The sequence below is a fragment of the Streptomyces sp. NPDC015130 genome (assembly GCF_043080005.1).
Lineage (GTDB): Bacteria > Actinomycetota > Actinomycetes > Streptomycetales > Streptomycetaceae > Streptomyces.
In genome coordinates, this window is sequence record NZ_JBIBVC010000009.1 from 145,223 (window position 1) to 162,477 (window position 17,255).

General features: G+C 71.9%; 16 protein-coding genes. 12 read left to right on the forward strand and 4 right to left on the reverse strand.

Going from position 1 to position 17,255, the window contains the following annotated elements:
- Positions 1–32: 32 nt before the first annotated feature.
- Complete coding sequence (locus ACF08F_RS20695; protein ID WP_392299977.1) at positions 33–761, reverse strand: 3'-5' exonuclease; 729 nt, start codon at positions 759–761, stop codon at positions 33–35.
- A 121-nt stretch (positions 762–882) separates the two neighbouring features.
- On the opposite strand from ACF08F_RS20695, the gene ACF08F_RS20700 reads away from it, so the two are divergent.
- From ACF08F_RS20700 to thrS, 3 genes are all read left to right on the forward strand, one after another.
- Positions 883–1,449 (forward strand): DUF4365 domain-containing protein, encoded by a 567-nt coding sequence (locus ACF08F_RS20700; protein ID WP_392299978.1) that lies wholly within the window; start codon positions 883–885, stop codon positions 1,447–1,449.
- On the forward strand, positions 1,449–2,768 hold the full coding sequence (locus ACF08F_RS20705) for a hypothetical protein (RefSeq protein ID WP_392299979.1): 1,320 nt from the start codon (positions 1,449–1,451) through the stop codon (positions 2,766–2,768). The genes ACF08F_RS20700 and ACF08F_RS20705 overlap by 1 nt, the downstream gene beginning before the upstream one ends.
- A 191-nt stretch (positions 2,769–2,959) precedes the next feature.
- The gene (gene thrS, locus ACF08F_RS20710) at positions 2,960–4,936 is read left to right on the forward strand and encodes a threonine--tRNA ligase (protein WP_392299980.1); all 1,977 of its coding nucleotides are present in this window, start codon (positions 2,960–2,962) and stop codon (positions 4,934–4,936) included.
- Between the two features lie 15 nt (positions 4,937–4,951).
- Here thrS and ACF08F_RS20715 read toward each other — a convergent pair whose 3' ends face one another.
- Positions 4,952–5,665, reverse strand: coding sequence for a potassium channel family protein (locus tag ACF08F_RS20715; RefSeq protein ID WP_392299981.1), 714 nt, complete (start codon positions 5,663–5,665; stop codon positions 4,952–4,954).
- Positions 5,666–5,730: 65 nt separating this feature from the next.
- On the opposite strand from ACF08F_RS20715, the gene ACF08F_RS20720 reads away from it, so the two are divergent.
- Positions 5,731–6,294 (forward strand): HIT domain-containing protein, encoded by a 564-nt coding sequence (locus ACF08F_RS20720; protein WP_055644536.1) that lies wholly within the window; start codon positions 5,731–5,733, stop codon positions 6,292–6,294.
- 29 nt (positions 6,295–6,323) lie between these two features.
- Here ACF08F_RS20720 and ACF08F_RS20725 read toward each other — a convergent pair whose 3' ends face one another.
- Together ACF08F_RS20725 and ACF08F_RS20730 are read right to left on the reverse strand one after the other, a co-directional pair.
- Positions 6,324–7,979 carry a hypothetical protein gene (locus ACF08F_RS20725; protein WP_392299982.1) on the reverse strand — a complete coding sequence of 552 codons (1,656 nt, stop codon included), beginning with the start codon at positions 7,977–7,979 and terminating at the stop codon, positions 6,324–6,326.
- A gap of 187 nt (positions 7,980–8,166) precedes the next feature.
- A complete protein-coding gene (locus ACF08F_RS20730) occupies positions 8,167–10,362 on the reverse strand; it encodes an elongation factor G-like protein EF-G2 (protein ID WP_392299983.1) in 2,196 nt (731 codons plus the stop codon).
- Positions 10,363–10,637: 275 nt separating this feature from the next.
- Here ACF08F_RS20730 and pgsA point away from each other — a divergent pair, with 275 nt between their 5' ends.
- The 8 genes from pgsA (at position 10,638) to ACF08F_RS20770 (ending at position 17,110) form a co-directional block, all read left to right on the forward strand.
- Positions 10,638–11,297, forward strand: a complete 660-nt coding sequence (pgsA, locus tag ACF08F_RS20735; protein ID WP_392299984.1) for a phosphatidylinositol phosphate synthase — start codon at positions 10,638–10,640, stop codon at positions 11,295–11,297.
- A complete protein-coding gene (locus ACF08F_RS20740; RefSeq protein ID WP_392299985.1) occupies positions 11,294–12,238 on the forward strand; it encodes a phosphatidylinositol mannoside acyltransferase in 945 nt (314 codons plus the stop codon). Before pgsA ends, ACF08F_RS20740 begins: the two co-directional genes overlap by 4 nt.
- On the forward strand, positions 12,235–13,389 hold the full coding sequence (locus ACF08F_RS20745) for a glycosyltransferase family 4 protein (protein WP_392299986.1): 1,155 nt from the start codon (positions 12,235–12,237) through the stop codon (positions 13,387–13,389). The genes ACF08F_RS20740 and ACF08F_RS20745 overlap by 4 nt, the downstream gene beginning before the upstream one ends.
- 86 nt (positions 13,390–13,475) lie before the next feature.
- Entirely contained in the window at positions 13,476–14,111 is a 636-nt protein-coding gene (locus ACF08F_RS20750; RefSeq protein ID WP_392299987.1) for an MBL fold metallo-hydrolase, read from the forward strand.
- 11 nt (positions 14,112–14,122) lie between these two features.
- Positions 14,123–14,665, forward strand: coding sequence for a hypothetical protein (locus ACF08F_RS20755; RefSeq protein WP_055644542.1), 543 nt, complete (start codon positions 14,123–14,125; stop codon positions 14,663–14,665).
- Positions 14,666–14,780: 115 nt separating this feature from the next.
- On the forward strand, positions 14,781–15,695 hold the full coding sequence (pdxS, locus tag ACF08F_RS20760; RefSeq protein ID WP_392299988.1) for a pyridoxal 5'-phosphate synthase lyase subunit PdxS: 915 nt from the start codon (positions 14,781–14,783) through the stop codon (positions 15,693–15,695).
- A gap of 6 nt (positions 15,696–15,701) precedes the next feature.
- Positions 15,702–16,295, forward strand: coding sequence for a pyridoxal 5'-phosphate synthase glutaminase subunit PdxT (pdxT, locus tag ACF08F_RS20765; protein WP_392299989.1), 594 nt, complete (start codon positions 15,702–15,704; stop codon positions 16,293–16,295).
- 62 nt (positions 16,296–16,357) lie between these two features.
- Entirely contained in the window at positions 16,358–17,110 is a 753-nt protein-coding gene (locus tag ACF08F_RS20770; protein ID WP_392299990.1) for a YebC/PmpR family DNA-binding transcriptional regulator, read from the forward strand.
- The last annotated feature ends 145 nt before the right edge of the window (positions 17,111–17,255 follow it).

The following is a 17,255-nucleotide window of genomic DNA, read 5'->3' on the forward strand; positions in this document are numbered from 1 at the left end:
CCGGCTTTTGTCATGCCGCCGCGCCCCATCCGTCATGCCGCCGTGCGCAGTTCCGGCCGCAGCGGCCACGCGGGGTCCACCGTCTCCGGAGTCCCCTGCCGCGTGAACCACGCCTGGAGGCCGCGCGCCTGGGCGGCGTGCCACACCGCCTGGAGCGTGTGGAGCTCCGCCGGTGACAGCCGCTCCAGCCGGGCCGAGAAGCGCCGGGCCACCGCCCGTACGAGCTCCAGCGCCGCCGCCGCGTCCGCCGCCGCGTCGTGCGCCCCGGCCAACTCCACCTCGTAGTGCGCGCAGAGGTCGGTGAGCGTGCGGCGGCCCTTGCGGTAGCGGTCCAAGTGCTTGTCCAGGACCCGCGGGTCGAGCACGCACAGCGGGGCGCTCTCCAGATAGGTGCCGAGCGAGGACGCCCGGTGCCGCCGCAGCTCGCGGTCCAGGATCGTCAGATCGAACGGCGCGTTCATCACCACCAGCGGACGTCCCGCCGCGGTCTGCTCCGCCAGCGCGCGCGCCAGCTCCTCCATCACCGGAGCCGGCCACCGGCCGTACCGCTGGAGGTGATCGTCCGTCAGGCCGTGGACGGCGGTGGCCTCGGCGGGCACCGGTATGCCCGGATTGACCAGCCAGCGCGTCACCCGCGGCCGCGCCCCGGCCGCGTCCTGCACCACCAGGGCGGCCGAGACGATCCGGTCCCCCTCGACGTCAACTCCCGTGGTCTCCGTGTCGAAAGCGGCCAGGGGCCCCTCGTACCAGTGCGTCGTCATCCCCGAACTCCTCGCACACGTGCGGCAGATGGCCAACCCCCTGCCCGAAACGGTGATACCCGCACTGTTTGCGCCGTACGCGGACCGGTCACAACAGAGGGGACGGGGAAGGAAAAACGACATGGCGCTCGCCCAGCCCGAGTCGGGAGGGCTGCCGCCCCAGCGGGTGGCACCGACGCGCGGCTCACTCGCCACCACCGCATGCATGGAGACCCTTCAGGTGGGATACCTGCACGCCGTCGCCGCCGCGGCCGGCTGCTCGCTGTCCCAGCCCTTTCCGGACAACGGCATCGACTGGCACGTGAGCCACGGCTCGCCCGGACACACCGTCGACGACGAGGTCACCATCAAGGTGCAGCTCAAGTGCACCTACCAGATCCCTCCCCGCCCGCCGGGGAGCGCGTTCTCCTTCACCCTCGACAACGACCACCTGGTGAAGCTCGCCCGGACCCCCGTGTCCGTGCACAAGATCCTGGTCGTGATGCTTGTCCCGAGGTCCCAGGAGGACTGGCTGCGGGCGAGCCACGACCGGCTCGACCTGCGGCACTGCTGCTACTGGACCAACCTGGCCGGACACCCGGTCACGGGACGCCGCCGGACCACCGTGCGCATCCCGACGGCACGGATCTTCGACGACCGGGCGCTCTGCGAGATCATGACCCGGGTCGGCGTGGGAGGGAGACCTTGATGCACCGGCCTGTCGACGAACCAGGGTTCGGGGAGGGGGGCGGGTCCGGGCGCGGACCCGCCCCCGTTCCCCCGCCCTACCGCCCCCACCCGGCGCCCGGCGACACCCCCGGCCACTGGACCGGGATTCCCGCCCCGCCCGCCGGGCCCTGGGCCGACGTCCACGGGACGCCCGACCCCGGCCGGGTCGACCCGCGCGTCCTCGGCGCCCTCCTCGCCCGCCACGGCTGGCGGCGGCGCGGCGGGGCCGCCGGCCGCTACAGCCGCTGGACCCCGCCCGTCGGCCCGGGCGGCGGCACGAGCCTGCTCGTCCCGGAGAGCCGGGCCTTCCCGGACTGCGAGGACCTGCTCGGCGAGGCGCTCACCGCCCTCGCCCACAGCGGTACGCCCTCCGCGCGCGAGGTCCTCACCGGCCTCTCCGTCCCCAGCGACGAGATCCGCTGGTGGCGCGACGTCCCCCCGGGACCGGCCGGCACGGTCCCCTGGACGGTGCAGGAACAGCTCAGGTCGGCGGCCCGCCAGCTGCTCCTCGCGGGCGCCCTAGCCGTCCGAGGCCGGGCCGGCTACCACGGCGCCCGCCACCGCCGGCCCGCCCAGGCCTCTCTGGAGACCGTCGTCGTCGGAGCCGCTCCCGGCGGCCGCGGACTGACCGCCTTCCTGCCCGTCGAGCCGGGCCGTCCCATCGCCGTCCGGCTCTACCACGCGCTCTACGCGGCCCGGGAGGCCACCGACTACCAGCGGGCCACCGGCGGCATGGAGGCCTTCGACGCCGCCGTCGAGGCCGGCGTCAGCCGCGAGCTCACCGAGGCCCTCGTCGCGCTGGTCCGGGGCACGGAAGGGGCCAGGGTCGCCCTCGAATGGGCCCCGGCCGCCGGAGCGCCCGAGGGCTGCGCGGCCCGCCCCGAACCCGTCGAGTTCTCTCCGGGCGACCTGCCCGCCCTGCGCGAGGCGAGCGCCCGCTACCTGACCGACGAGCCCTCCGTGCCGGTACGCATCACCGGGGCCGTCGTCCGGATGCGCCGCTCGGGCCCGCGCGGCGACGGAACCGTCCGGCTGCGGGTGCTCGGCGGGGCCGAGGTCCCGCACGTCCGGGTCACCCTCGGCGAGGAGGAGTACCGCACCGCCGTCCACGCCCACCTCGTCGGGCTGCCCATCCGGGTCGTGGGCCGCCTGGAGAGCCGGGGCGGCTTCCGGCGGCTGACCGACGCCTCCGGGGTCGTCCCCGTCCAGGTCGACGAGGCGGAACGGGACCGGCTGATGAAGTCGCTCCACGAGAACCTCGACTACTTCGAGGAGGCCTGCGGCCCGGACGAGGGGTGAGGGGCGCGGCCGGGGGCGACGCACGGGTCTCCGGGCGGTACGGGGCGAAGGGCGCGGTGCGGCGGAAACCGTTTCGCGGGCGGGCCTGTCCGATCGGTAAGATCGACGGCGACGCGGCACCTCGTCTCTGCCGCGCACCGTCGGCGCCGGCACCTCGTGCCTGCCTGCGCCCCAATGGAAGAAGAACACCCGTGTCTGAAGTCCGTGTGACCGTCCAGTCCGCCTCGGAGGCAGAGGAGAGGGCGGTGAGCGCGGGCACCACCGCCGGTGCCCTCTTCGCCGACGACCGCACCGTCATCGCCGCCCGTGTCGGCGGCGAGCTGAAGGACCTCTCGTACGAGCTCGCCGAGGGCGATGTCGTCGAGGGCGTGGAGATCTCCTCCCCGGACGGTCTCGACATCCTGCGCCACTCCACCGCGCACGTCATGGCCCAGGCCGTGCAGGAGCTCTTCCCCGAGGCCAAGCTGGGCATCGGCCCGCCGGTGCGGGACGGCTTCTACTACGACTTCGACGTCGAGAAGCCCTTCACTCCCGAGGACCTCAAGGTCATCGAGAAGAAGATGCAGGAGATCCAGAAGCGCGGCCAGCGCTTCTCCCGCCGCGTGGTGACCGACGAGGCCGCCCGCGAGGAGCTCGCCGACGAGCCGTACAAGCTGGAGCTCATCGGCATCAAGGGCTCCGCGTCCACCGACGACGGCGCCGACGTCGAGGTCGGCGGCGGCGAGCTCACCATCTACGACAACCTCGACGCCAAGACCGGCGACCTGTGCTGGAAGGACCTCTGCCGCGGTCCGCACCTGCCGACCACCCGGAACATCCCGGCGTTCAAGCTCATGCGCAACGCCGCCGCCTACTGGCGCGGCAGCGAGAAGAACCCGATGCTCCAGCGCATCTACGGCACCGCCTGGCCGTCGAAGGACGAGCTGAAGGCCCACCTCGACTTCCTGGCCGAGGCCGAGAAGCGCGACCACCGCAAGCTCGGCAACGAGCTGGACCTCTTCTCCGTCCCGGACGAGATCGGCTCCGGCCTCGCGGTCTTCCACCCCAAGGGCGGCATCATCCGCCGGGTCATGGAGGACTACTCGCGCAAGCGCCACGAGGAGGAGGGCTACGAGTTCGTCTACTCGCCGCACGCCACCAAGGGCAAGCTGTTCGAGAAGTCGGGCCACCTGGACTGGTACGCCGAGGGCATGTACCCCCCCATGCAGCTCGACGAGGGCGTGGACTACTACCTCAAGCCCATGAACTGCCCGATGCACAACCTGATCTTCGACGCGCGCGGGCGCTCCTACCGTGAGCTGCCGCTGCGCCTGTTCGAGTTCGGCACCGTGTACCGGTACGAGAAGTCCGGCGTCGTCCACGGTCTGACCCGGGCGCGCGGCTTCACCCAGGACGACGCGCACATCTACTGCACCCGCGAGCAGATGGCGGAGGAGCTGGACAAGACCCTCACCTTCGTCCTCAACCTGCTCCGCGACTACGGCCTGAACGACTTCTACCTGGAGCTGTCCACCAAGGACCCGGAGAAGTTCGTCGGCTCCGACGAGGTGTGGGAGGAGGCCACCGCGGTCCTCCAGCAGGTCGCCGAGAAGCAGGGCCTCCCGCTGACCCCCGACCCGGGCGGCGCCGCGTTCTACGGCCCGAAGATCTCGGTGCAGGCGCGGGACGCCATCGGCCGTACCTGGCAGATGTCGACCGTCCAGCTCGACTTCAACCTGCCGGAGCGCTTCGACCTGGAGTACACCTCCCCGGACGGCACCAAGCAGCGCCCGGTCATGATCCACCGCGCGCTCTTCGGCTCGATCGAGCGCTTCTTCGCGGTGCTCCTGGAGCACTACGCGGGTGCGATGCCGCCGTGGCTGGCGCCGGTGCAGGCGACCGGTATCCCGATCGGCGACGCGCACGTCGACTACCTGCACGACTTCGCCGCCAAGGCGAAGAAGCAGGGCCTGCGGGTGGACGTCGACTCCTCCTCGGACCGGATGCAGAAGAAGATCCGGAACGCGCAGAAGCAGAAGGTCCCCTTCATGATCATCGCGGGTGACGAGGACATGGCCGCCGGCGCCGTCTCCTTCCGCTACCGCGACGGTTCGCAGGAGAACGGCATCCCCGTCGACGAGGCCATCGCCAAGATCGCCAAGATCGTCGAGGACCGCGTCCAGGTCTGACGACCCCGATCGCGTTCAGGAGGCCCCCGGGGAGTTCCCCGGGGGCCTCCCCCTGTTCCCCGTCCCCTCGTCCGTCTCGTCCTCCCGCCGGAACGCCTGGATCAGCCAGGACGAGAACGAACCCGTCACCGCGCCGAGGAGGGCGAGGCCGCAGGCCATCACGCCCACCGCCACCACTCTGCCCATGGGCGTCACCGGCACCACGTCGCCGTACCCCACCGTCGCGAGCGTGGCGCAGGTCCACCACACCGCGTCGCCGAAGGTGAGGATCGAGGCGCCGGGGGCGTCCGCCTCGTACTGGTAGACGGTCAGGGCGCCCGCGAAGCCGAGCAGGGCCACCGTGAGGCCGGAGTAGACCATCACGCGTGCGTAGAGGCCGAGCCGCGGCTCGTCGTGGCGGCGCTGGATCTGGTTGTAGATGTTGACCATCCGCACCGGCCGCAGCAGCGGCAGGACCACGACCACCGTGTCGAGGAGATGGGTGCGGAGGAAGCGGAGCGGGCCGAGACCGCTGAGCCGGAGCCGCACCACGTAGTCCGCGACGAAGAGGGCCCAGGAGGCGAGGGTGACCGCCAGGATGAGGTCGAGCCATCCCTGGGACAGCTGGTGATGGGCGAGGATGCGCACCGCGTAGCCGGCCAGGTAGACCACGGAGGCCACCGCGAGCGGCGCCTCCATACTGCGGTCCCAGCGCTCCAGCCGGGGCGGGTTCGGTGACCTGTCGCTCATCGGATCAGCATGGCGGCTGCATGGATCTTCCGCCCCGGCGACACGTTCCGAACGGGCGACGCAATATGCTGCACAGCATGACGACTGAGCCGGAGCAGCAGATCGGAGTCGGGACGCGGGACGCGTTCCAGCGCCTGTGGACGCCTCACCGGATGGCGTACATCCAGGGCGAGAACAAGCCGACCGGGCCGGGGGCCGACGACGGCTGTCCCTTCTGCTCGATTCCGTCGAAGTCCGACGAGGACGGGCTGGTGATCGCCCGCGGCGAGAGCGTGTACGCGGTCCTCAACCTCTACCCGTACAACGGCGGCCACCTCATGGTCGTCCCCTACCGGCACGTCGCCGACTACACGGACCTGGACGCGGCGGAGACGGCGGAACTCGCCGACCTGACCAAGCGCGCGATGGTCGCGCTGCGGACGGCCTCGGGGGCGCACGGCTTCAACATCGGCATGAACCAGGGCGCCGTCGCGGGTGCCGGGATCGCCGCGCACCTGCACCAGCACGTGGTGCCGCGCTGGGGCGGCGACACCAACTTCATGCCGGTCGTCGGGCACACCAAGGTGCTTCCGCAGCTGCTCGCGGACACCCGGAAGATGCTGGCCGACGCCTGGCCGGCCACCATCTGATCCGTCCGTCCGTGCGGGGGTGACCCGGGTCAGGCGTCGTAGACGTCGGCCTTCTTCGGGCCCGGGTCCTGGACGGCGCCGCCGAGGAACATCGAGCGGTTGGTGAAGCGCTCCGTGTCCACGCCGTGGTCGTCCAGCATCCTGACCGTCGCGGAGTGGACGGCCCGCAGCACCGGCGTGGCCATGCGGATCGCGTCGTCGGCCATGAAGCGGTTCTTCCAGAGCGGCCCGGCCCACACGTGCCGGAGCCCGAAGGGCTCGGGCAGGACCATCTTGCCGCCGAGGAACTCCAGGACCGGCGGGTACCAGGTCAGCGGGGCGCGCACCGCGAGCCGGACGATGTCGTCGGTCTCCAGGAGGGGCTGCTGGATCTCCCTCGTCTCCCAGAAGCGGACGGTCTTGGAGACCTCCTTGGTCTTCGCCTTCGGCTTCGTGGTGAACAGGCCGTGCACGGGCCCGAGCGCGTGTCCGGTGACCTCGATCCGCAGCGTGTGGAGCAGCGAGGTGACGGTCACCATCATCGTGAGGACGAGGTTTCCGTCCCAGAGCGTGAACTGCACGCCGAGGTAGTGGCGGTTGCCCGCGCCGAACTGCTGGTCGTTGCAGATGCGCTGTATCTCGTGCGGCTTGACCTGGTAGTGCACGATGCTGTCGCCCTCGGGGCGCGTGACCTCGTCGGCGCCCTCCCCGACCGGCGAGATGATCCAGTGCTTGACCGTCGGCTTGGGGAAGCCCGTCTTGAGCGAGCCGCGCTCCAGGAGCGTGAGCTCGTCGTGGATCTTCCGTATGACGTCCCAGGCGCGGAACGCGTGGATCTCCCGCCCCTCCTGGGGGACGAGCTCCTCGGCGAGGGTCCAGCTGCCCCAGCGGGTGCCGAGCCCGAGGACACCCTTGGCGCCCGCGTAGAAGACGATGTTGGACTGCTGCTCGGCGGAGAGCTTCTCCAGGTTGACGCGGAGTTCCTCGGCCGACTTCTCGCCCGGGTCCTGCGGAGCCGACTTGGGGACGTGGGGGCCGACGCCGCCGCCGCTGAGCAGGCCCGTCCAGCGCTCCCGCAGGTCGATCGCGTACTTCTCGCAGATGCGGCGCGCGAGGAACCAGCCCACGACCGGCGCGACGATCATCGCGCGCAGGTAGTTGGGCAGGATGCCGTCGAAGGGCAGCTTGACCAGGACGATCGCCGCGAAGAGGCCGGCCGCGAACAGGAGGGCGGTGCCGAGGGCGCCCGCGCGCCGGTTCTCGTTCCCCGCGGCGAGGCGGCGGAGCTGGATGACGCCGAGCCACAGCAGCAGGCCGGGCAGGAAGAGCACCCCGCAGACGAAGGTGATCAGGGTCAGCTTGACGTCGCGCTGTCTGCGGATGTGCGTGGCGGCGAGGCAGTGCTCGACGACCGGCTGCGGGTCGGCGCCGAAGGACTGGATCAGCGCCTTGCGGGCGCCGCCGAGGACCCGGACCTGGACGGCACGCGAGAAGGCCTCGCCGAGGTCCGGCCGGAAGAGCCCCCATCTCCCTTCCTTGACCGTCGTCTTGTAGAGGTCGTTGTCCGCCTCCTGGATCGTCGAGAGCGGGCTGTCCCGGTACGCGGCCGAGGCGAGGGCCTGGGTCGCCCCCGTCTGCCCGTCCGAGCCCATGAGGGGGACTTGCGCCCCGGGTCCGAATCCGTCGAAAGCCACTGTCGCCCCCATCGCCGCGATCACCTCTGCGGGCTGTTCCCAACTGCCGCGCCCCGCACACCTTCTGAGCTGGGCACCACAGCGTAACCGGGTACTGCCTGATGCGTCACGGCCTGTGGATACCGACGGCCGAATGACGTCCGCCCGGCGCGCGCCGGGCGGACGTCCTCAGTTGTCGCCCCGTCAACCGGGGCTCCTTTCAGGCCTGTTCGCGGATCTTCTCCGCGAGGTGCGGCGGCATGGGCTCGTGCCGGGCGTACGCGCGGTCGAAGCGGCCCGTGCCGTGCGACACGGAGCGCAGGTCGATCGCGTACCGGCTGATCTCGATCTCCGGCACCTCCGCCCTGACCACGGTCCGTCCCGGCCCCGCCTGCTCGGTGCCGACGACCCGGCCGCGCCGCCCCGACAGATCGCTCATGACCGGACCGACGTACTCGTCGGGGACGAGGACCTGCACCTCGGCGACCGGCTCCAGGAGATGGACGGCGACGTCGGCGGCCGCCTCGCGCAGCGCCAGCGCCCCGGCCGTCTGGAAGGCGGCGTCGGAGGAGTCGACCGAGTGCGCCTTGCCGTCCCGGAGGGTGACCCGGACGTCGACGAGCGGATGGCCCGCGGCGACGCCCCGGGCGGCCTGGGCCCGTACCCCCTTCTCCACGGAGGCGACGAACTGGCGGGGGACCGCGCCGCCGACCACCTTGTCGACGAACTCGATCCCGCTGCCCGCCGGCAGCGGCTCCACGTCGATCTCGCAGATCGCGAACTGGCCGTGGCCGCCGGACTGCTTGACGTGCCGGCCCCGGCCGGCCGCGGCACCGCCGAAGGTCTCCCGCAGCGACACCTTGTACGGCACGGCGTCGACCTGCACCCCGTACCGGCCGCGGAGCCGTTCCAGGACGACGTCCTGGTGGGCCTCGCCCAGGCACCAGAGCACCACCTGGCGGGTGTCCTGGTTCTGTTCGAGGCGCATGGTCGGGTCCTCGGCGACCAGCCGGGCGAGGCCCTGCGAGAGCCGGTCCTCGTCCGCCTTGCTGTGCGCCTCGACGGCGAGCGGCAGCAGCGGCTCCGGCATGCTCCACGGCTCCATGAGCAGCGGATCGCCCTTCGCGGAGATCGTGTCGCCGGTCTCGGCGCGGCCCAGCCGGGCCACACAGGCGAGGTCCCCGGCGACGCAGTGCGCCATGGGCCGCTGCTGCTTGCCGAAGGGCGAGGTGAGGCCGCCGATCCGCTCGTCGACGTCATGGTCCTCGTGGCCCCGGTCGGCGAGGCCGTGGCCCGAGACGTGGACGGTCTCGTCGGGGCGCAGGGTCCCGGAGAAGACCCGGACCAGGGAGATCCGGCCGACGTAGGGGTCGGCCGCGGTCTTGACGACCTCGGCGACCAGGGGGCCGTCGGGGTCGCAGCTCACCGGCGGCCGGGCCTGCCCGTCGGGGGTGGTGACGGCGGGCGGCTCGTGCTCCAGGGGCGAGGGGAAGCCGCCCGTGATCAGTTCGAGGAGTTCGAGGGTGCCGAGGCCCTGCGTGCCGCCGTCGGCGGCGGGGGCGGCCGCGAGGACCGGATAAAAGCTGCCCCGGGCGACGGCCTTCTCCAGGTCGTCGACGAGGGTCTTCAGGTCGATCTCCTCGCCGCCGAGGTAGCGGTCCATGAGGGTCTCGTCCTCGCTCTCGGCGATGATCCCCTCGATGAGCCGGGCGCGGGCCTCCGCGATCACCTGCCGCTGGGTCTCGTCGGGCTCCTCCTCGCGCCGTACGCCCGTCGAGTAGTCGAGGACCCGCTCCGAGAGCAGACCGACGAGCCCCGTGGCGGGCGCGTGCCCGTCGGCGCCCTCGCTGCCGCGCACGGGCAGGTAGAGGGGCAGGACGGCGTCGGGGTCGTCGCGCCCGAAGAGGTCGGCGCAGACGGCGGTGAGCTCGGTGAAGTCGGTGCGGGCGGTGTCGAGGTGGGTGACGACGATGGCCCGGGGCATGCCGACGGCGGCGCACTCCTCCCAGACCATGCGAGTCGAGGCGGCGACGGCATCGGCCTCCTGCGCGGCCGAGACGACGAAGAGGGCCGCGTCCGCCGCCCGCAGACCGGCCCTCAGCTCCCCGACGAAGTCGGCGTACCCGGGGGTGTCGAGAAGATTGATCTTGAATCCGTCCCAGCCGACCGGGACGAGCGAGAGCTGTACGGAGCGCTGCTGGCGGTGCTCGATCTCGTCGTAGTCCGAGACCGTCCCGCCGTCCTCGACGCGCCCCGCCCGGTTGACCGCCCCGGTGGCCTGGGCGAGCGCCTCGACGAGGGTCGTCTTGCCCGATCCGCTGTGGCCGACCAGCACCACGTTCCGCAACGACGCGGGCCGGTCGGCCGTCAAAGCCCTGCCGGCGGCTCCGGGGGTCGTGTTCGCCTTGTCACCCATGATGTGTTCCTCCCGACTGCTCGCACGGTGCGGCGGTACGACGGGTGTCGCGGGGGAGTGGCGTGTCGCGGTGCGGCTCCTGCGCGTGCCCGCGGTGGTCCTTCGAGCTTTGCACCGGCTTCGGGACGCGTCCATACGTCGTACACGCGCGGGCCCGCGGGAGGGCACCTACGTGGCGGGAAAGGGTGCCCGCCACGTCGGCGGCGCGCGCGTGGCTACGATGGGTGAGCCGGTGGTCATAGGGGCCGCGCGGCCCACCGAACCTCGGGAAGGCCATGCTGAACAAGTACGCGCGTGCCTTTTTCACGCGTGTCCTCACACCGTTCGCCGCGTTTCTGCTCCGCCGGGGCGTCACTCCGGACGCGGTCACGCTCATCGGCACCGCGGGAGTGATGGCCGGCGCGCTGGTCTTCTTCCCGCGCGGAGAGTTCTTCTGGGGCACGATCGTCATCACCCTGTTCGTCTTCTCCGACCTGGTCGACGGCAACATGGCCCGGCAGGCGGGGATCTCCAGCCGCTGGGGGGCGTTCCTCGACTCGACGCTCGACCGGGTCGCGGACGGCGCGATCTTCGGCGGCTTCGCGCTCTGGTACGCGGGCAAGGGCGACGACAACGTGCTGTGCGCGGTCGCCATCTTCTGCCTCGCGAGCGGTCAGGTCGTCTCGTACACCAAGGCCCGTGGCGAATCGATTGGCCTGCCGGTCGCCGTCAACGGACTGATCGAGCGCGCCGAGCGCCTCGTCATCTCGCTGGTCGCCGCCGGTCTCGCCGGACTCCACGCCTTCGGCGTGCCCGGCGTCCAGGTGCTGCTCCCGATCGCCCTGTGGATCGTGGCGGTCGGCAGCGCGGTGACCCTGGGGCAGCGAGTGGTGACGGTACGACGGGAGTCGGCCGAGGCGGACGCCGCGGCCAGGGGGAGCGAGGCGGCCACGTGAGCGCGCTGAAGGACAGGGTGACCGACGGGGTGTACGGCCTCGGCTGGTCGACCGTGAAGAAGCTGCCGGAGCCGGTGGCGACCGGCCTCGGCCGACGGATCGCCGACTTCGCCTGGAAGCGGCGCGGCAAGAGCGTCCTGCGGCTGGAGTCCAACCTCGCGCGCGTGGTGCCCGACGCCACGCCCGAGCGGCTCGCCGAGCTGTCGAAGGCCGGCATGCGCTCGTACATGCGGTACTGGATGGAGTCCTTCCGGCTGCCGACCTGGAGCAAGGAGCGTGTCGAGCGCGAGGTCGACATCAAGGACGCCCACTACCTGCTCGACGGCCTCGCCGCCGGGCGCGGCGTCATCCTCGCCCTGCCCCACCTGGCCAACTGGGACCTGGCGGGCGTGTGGGTGACCCGCGCCCTCGGCGTCCCGTTCACGACGGTCGCCGAGCGGCTCAAGCCGGAGACGCTGTACGACCGGTTCGTCGCCTACCGCGAGTCCCTCGGCATGGAGGTCCTCCCGCACACCGGGGGCTCCGCCTTCGGGACCCTCGCGCGGCGGCTGCGGGCCGGCGGCCTGGTCTGCCTGGTCGCCGACCGCGACCTGTCGGCGTCCGGCGTCGAGGTCGCCTTCTTCGGCGACACCGCGCGGATGCCGGCCGGACCGGCGATCCTCGCGCAGCAGACGGGCGCGCTGCTGCTGCCCGTGACGCTCTGGTACGACGACACGGCCGTCATGCGCGGCCGCATCCACCCGCCCGTCGACGTACCCGAGTCGGGTACCCGCACCGAGCGGACCGCCGCCGCCACCCAGGCACTGGCCGACGCCTTCGCCGCCGGCATCGCGGACCACCCGGAGGACTGGCACATGCTGCAGCGCCTGTGGCTCGCCGACCTGGACGAACGCCCCGCGGCTCCACCGAGCCCGGACCGGGACGGGGAGCGGACCACGTGAGGATCGGGATCGTCTGCCCGTACTCCTGGGACGTGCCGGGCGGCGTCCAGTTCCACATCCGCGACCTCGCCGAGCACCTCATCCGGCTCGGGCACGAGGTCTCCGTCCTCGCCCCCGCCGACGAGGACACCCCCCTCCCGCCGTACGTGGTCTCGGCCGGCCGTGCCGTGCCCGTCCCGTACAACGGCTCGGTGGCCCGGCTGAACTTCGGCTTCCTCTCCGCCGCCCGGGTGCGCCGCTGGCTGCACGACGGCACCTTCGACGTCGTCCACATCCACGAGCCGGCCTCGCCCTCCCTGGGCCTGCTCACCTGCTGGGCGGCGCAGGGGCCGATCGTGGCCACCTTCCACACCTCGAACCCCCGCTCGCGCGCCATGATCGCCGCGTACCCGATCCTCCAGCCCGCCCTGGAGAAGATCAGCGCCCGCATCGCGGTGAGCGAGTATGCGCGACGGACCCTCGTCGAGCACCTCGGCGGCGACGCCGTCCTCATCCCCAACGGCGTCGACGTGGACTTCTTCGCCCGCGCCGAGCCGAAGAAGGAGTGGCAGGGCGAGACGCTCGGCTTCATCGGCCGGATCGACGAGCCGAGGAAGGGCCTGCCCGTCCTCATGCGCGCCCTGCCCCGCATCCTCACCGAACGGCCCGGGGCGCGGCTCCTGGTCGCGGGGCGCGGGGACGAGGAGGAGGCGGTGGCCTCGCTGCCGCCCGAGATGCGGTCCCGGGTGGAGTTCCTCGGCATGGTCAGCGACGAGGACAAGGCGCGGCTGCTGCGCAGCGTCGACGTGTACGTGGCGCCCAACACCGGCGGCGAGAGCTTCGGCATCATCCTCGTCGAGGCCATGTCGGCGGGCGCGCCGGTCCTCGCCGCCGACCTCGACGCCTTCGCCCAGGTCCTCGACCAGGGTGCCGCGGGCGAGCTCTTCGCCAACGAGGACGCGGACGCGCTCGCGGACGCGGCGATCCGGCTCCTGGGCGACGAGACACGGCGCGCGAAGCTGAGCGCGCGCGGTTCGGCGCACGTGCGGCGCTTCGACTGGTCCACGGTCGGCGCGGACATCCTCGCCGTCTACGAGACGGTCGCGGACGGGGCCGCGGCGGTCGACACGGACGAGAAGACGGGCGGCCTGAGGGCCCGGCTGGGCCTCTGATCCCGGTCCTCCCCGTCGTGCCCGCCCTTTCCGCCCCCGGCGGAACCGGTGGGCGCGACGGGGGCCGGCGGGCGCAACCTGGTTCCATGATCGACGTCACGCGGCTCGACCTCGGCCGCTTCACCCGACCCGCCGCCGAGTGGGGCGGCACGCACGCGCGCGTGGAGGCCGCCTTCGCGTACCTCGTGCGCCATCCCGGCGGCACCGTCCTCTTCGACACCGGCATGGGCGAGGGGTCTCCCGAGACCGACGCCCACTACGCGATCGAGCGCCGGCCGCTCACCGTGCCGCCCGGCGAGGTGGACGCGGTGGTCAACTGCCACCTCCACTTCGACCACATCGGCGGCAACCAGCGCTTCCCCGGCACCCCCGCCCTCGTCCAGCGCGGCGAGCTGGCCACCGCGCGGGCGGGCGGGTACACCATCGACACGCTCCTCCCGGGCGTCGCCTGGACGCCCGTCGACGGGGAGCACGTCCTCGCCCCCGGCGTACGGATCGTGCCGACGCCCGGCCACGTCGACGGGCACCAGTCGCTCGTCCTCGACCACGGCGACCGCCTGACGGTCCTCGCGGGGCAGGCGTACGACACGGCCGGCGAGTTCGGCACCCCGCGCCGGCCCTGGCTCGGACGGCTGGCCGAGCTCGCGGCCGGGCGGCCGGTCCGTGTCCTGTTCGCCCATGACCACGCCCTTTGGGAAGGTGTGCTGCCGCCGCCCGGGTAGCCTTTGCGCCCGTGACCGAAACCCTGATCTGGACCGTCGTCGCGCTGATCCTCATCGGCGTCTATCTCAGCTGGACCGCCGGCCGCCTCGACCGCCTCCACTCCCGCATCGACGCCGCCCGCGCCGCCCTCGACGCCCAGCTCCTGCGCCGGGCCTCGGTCACCCAGGAGCTCGCGACCTCCGGCGTCCTCGACCCCGCCGCCTCGATCGTGCTGTACGAGGCCGCGCACGCCGCCCGGCAGGCCGAGGAGGACCACCGCGAGGTCGCCGAGAGCGAGCTCAGCCAGGCCCTGCGGGCCGTCTTCGGCGAGCCGGAGCAGGTGGAGCTCGTACGGGAGGCGCCCGGCGGCCCGGAGGCCGCGGAGGAGCTGGCCGCGGCCGTCCGCCGGGTCCCGATGGCACGCCGCTTCCACAACGACGCCGTACGGGCCGCCCGCGCCCTGCGCCGCCACCGCAAGGTCCGCTGGTTCCGCCTCGCAGGCCACGCGCCTTTCCCGCTGGCCTTCGAAATGGACGACGAGCCGCCCGTGGCCCTTGCCGATCGACCCGCCTGACCCCACGTCACCTGGGAAAACGATCCACCGGGTCCACATTGGCCCTTGATGTGGACCCCATGTGGCCTGTTTCCTCTTCTTGTCGTCAACCCCCGTTGTCACGAGTGAGGTACCTGTGTCCACCACGCCTTCCACCACCTTCCAGTCCCCCGAGACCGGCACCGCCCGCGTCAAGCGCGGCATGGCCGAGCAGCTCAAGGGCGGCGTGATCATGGACGTGGTCAACGCCGAGCAGGCGAAGATCGCCGAGGACGCCGGCGCCGTGGCCGTCATGGCCCTGGAGCGGGTCCCCGCGGACATCCGCAAGGACGGCGGCGTGGCCCGTATGTCCGACCCGAACATGATCGAAGAGATCATCGGCGCGGTCTCCATCCCGGTCATGGCCAAGTCCCGCATCGGCCACTTCGTCGAGGCCCAGGTCCTGCAGTCCCTCGGCGTCGACTACATCGACGAGTCCGAGGTCCTGACCCCGGCCGACGAGGTCAACCACTCCGACAAGTGGGCCTTCACGACCCCCTTCGTCTGCGGTGCCACCAACCTGGGCGAGGCCCTGCGCCGCATCGCCGAGGGCGCGGCCATGATCCGCTCCAAGGGCGAGGCCGGCACCGGCAACGTCGTCGAGGCCGTCCGCCACCTGCGCCAGATCAAGAACGAGATCGCCAAGCTGCGCGGCTTCGACAACAACGAGCTCTTCGCCGCGGCCAAGGAGCTGCGCGCCCCGTACGAGCTCGTCAAGGAGGTCGCCGAGCTCGGCAAGCTGCCGGTCGTGCTGTTCTCCGCCGGTGGTGTCGCCACCCCCGCCGACGCCGCGCTCATGCGCCAGCTCGGTGCCGAGGGCGTCTTCGTCGGCTCCGGCATCTTCAAGTCCGGCGACCCGGCCAAGCGCGCCGCCGCCATCGTGAAGGCCACCACCTTCTTCGACGACCCGAAGGTCATCGCGGACGCCTCCCGCAACCTGGGCGAGGCCATGGTCGGCATCAACTGCGACACCCTCCCCGAGGCCGAGCGCTACGCCAACCGGGGCTGGTAAGCACCGATGAACCCCTCTCCCGTGATTGGTGTCCTGGCCCTCCAGGGCGACGTACGGGAGCACCTGATCGCCCTGGCCGCGGCTGACGCCGTGGCCAGGCCGGTCCGGCGCCCCGAGGAGCTCGCCGAGGTCGACGGTCTCGTCATCCCCGGTGGCGAGTCCACCACCATCTCCAAGCTGGCCGTGCTCTTCGGTCTCATGGAGCCGCTCCGCGAGCGCATCGCCGCGGGCATGCCCGTCTACGGCACCTGCGCCGGGCTGATCATGCTCGCCGACAAGATCCTCGACCCGCGCTCGGGCCAGGAGACCTTCGGCGGCATCGACATGATCGTCCGCCGCAACGCCTTCGGGCGGCAGAACGAGTCCTTCGAGGCCGGCGTGACCGTCCAGGGCATCGAGGACGGACCCGTCGAGGGCGTCTTCATCCGCGCCCCCTGGGTCGAGTCCGTCGGCGCCCAGGTCGAGGTCCTCGCCGAGCACGGCGGCCACATCGTGGCCGTACGCCAGGAGAACGTCCTGGCGACTTCGTTCCACCCCGAACTCACGGGGGATCACCGCATCCACGGCCTCTTCGTCGACATGGTGCGCGCCGCGAGCTGATCCGATCCCGGTAGGATCTCTCGGGTTCGTTCAGTAAAGGGTTACGCGAAGGAGACAGGCAGATGTCCGGCCACTCTAAATGGGCTACGACGAAGCACAAGAAGGCCGTGATCGACGCCAAGCGCGGCAAGCTCTTCGCGAAGCTGATCAAGAACATCGAGGTCGCGGCCCGCACCGGCGGTGCCGACCCGGACGGCAACCCGACGCTCTACGACGCCATCCAGAAGGCGAAGAAGAGCTCGGTCCCGAACAAGAACATCGACTCCGCGGTCAAGCGCGGCGGCGGCCTCGAGGCCGGCGGCGTCGACTACGCCACGATCATGTACGAGGGTTACGGCCCGAACGGTGTCGCGGTGCTCATCGAGTGCCTCACCGACAACCGCAACCGTGCCGCCTCCGACGTCCGCGTCGCCATGACCCGCAACGGCGGCTCCATGGCCGACCCGGGCTCGGTCTCGTACCTGTTCAACCGCAAGGGCGTCGTCGTGCTCCCCAAGGGCGAGCTGTCCGAGGACGACGTCCTGGAGTCGGTGCTCGAGGCCGGCGCCGAGGAGGTCAACGACCTCGGCGAGTCCTTCGAGATCATCAGCGAGGCCACCGACCTGGTCGCGGTCCGTACCGCGCTCCAGACGGCCGGCATCGACTACGACTCGGCCGAGTCCAGCTTCGTCCCGACCATGCAGGTCGAGCTCGACGAGGAGGGCGCGCGCAAGATGTTCAAGCTGATCGACGCGCTGGAGGACAGCGACGACGTGCAGAACGTCTTCGCCAACTTCGACGTCAGCGACGAGGTCATGGAGAAGGTCGACGCCTGATCCCGGCTCTTCCGCAGCGGGGCGCCCGGGGCCCCCCCCCCCCCGCCCCCCGGGGGGGGGGGGCCCCCCCCAAGCCAGGCCAAAAAAGTTGGCGCCCCCCGTCCACGGAGGGGGCCACCGCGCGGTCTAGGGGGGGACCCCCGGC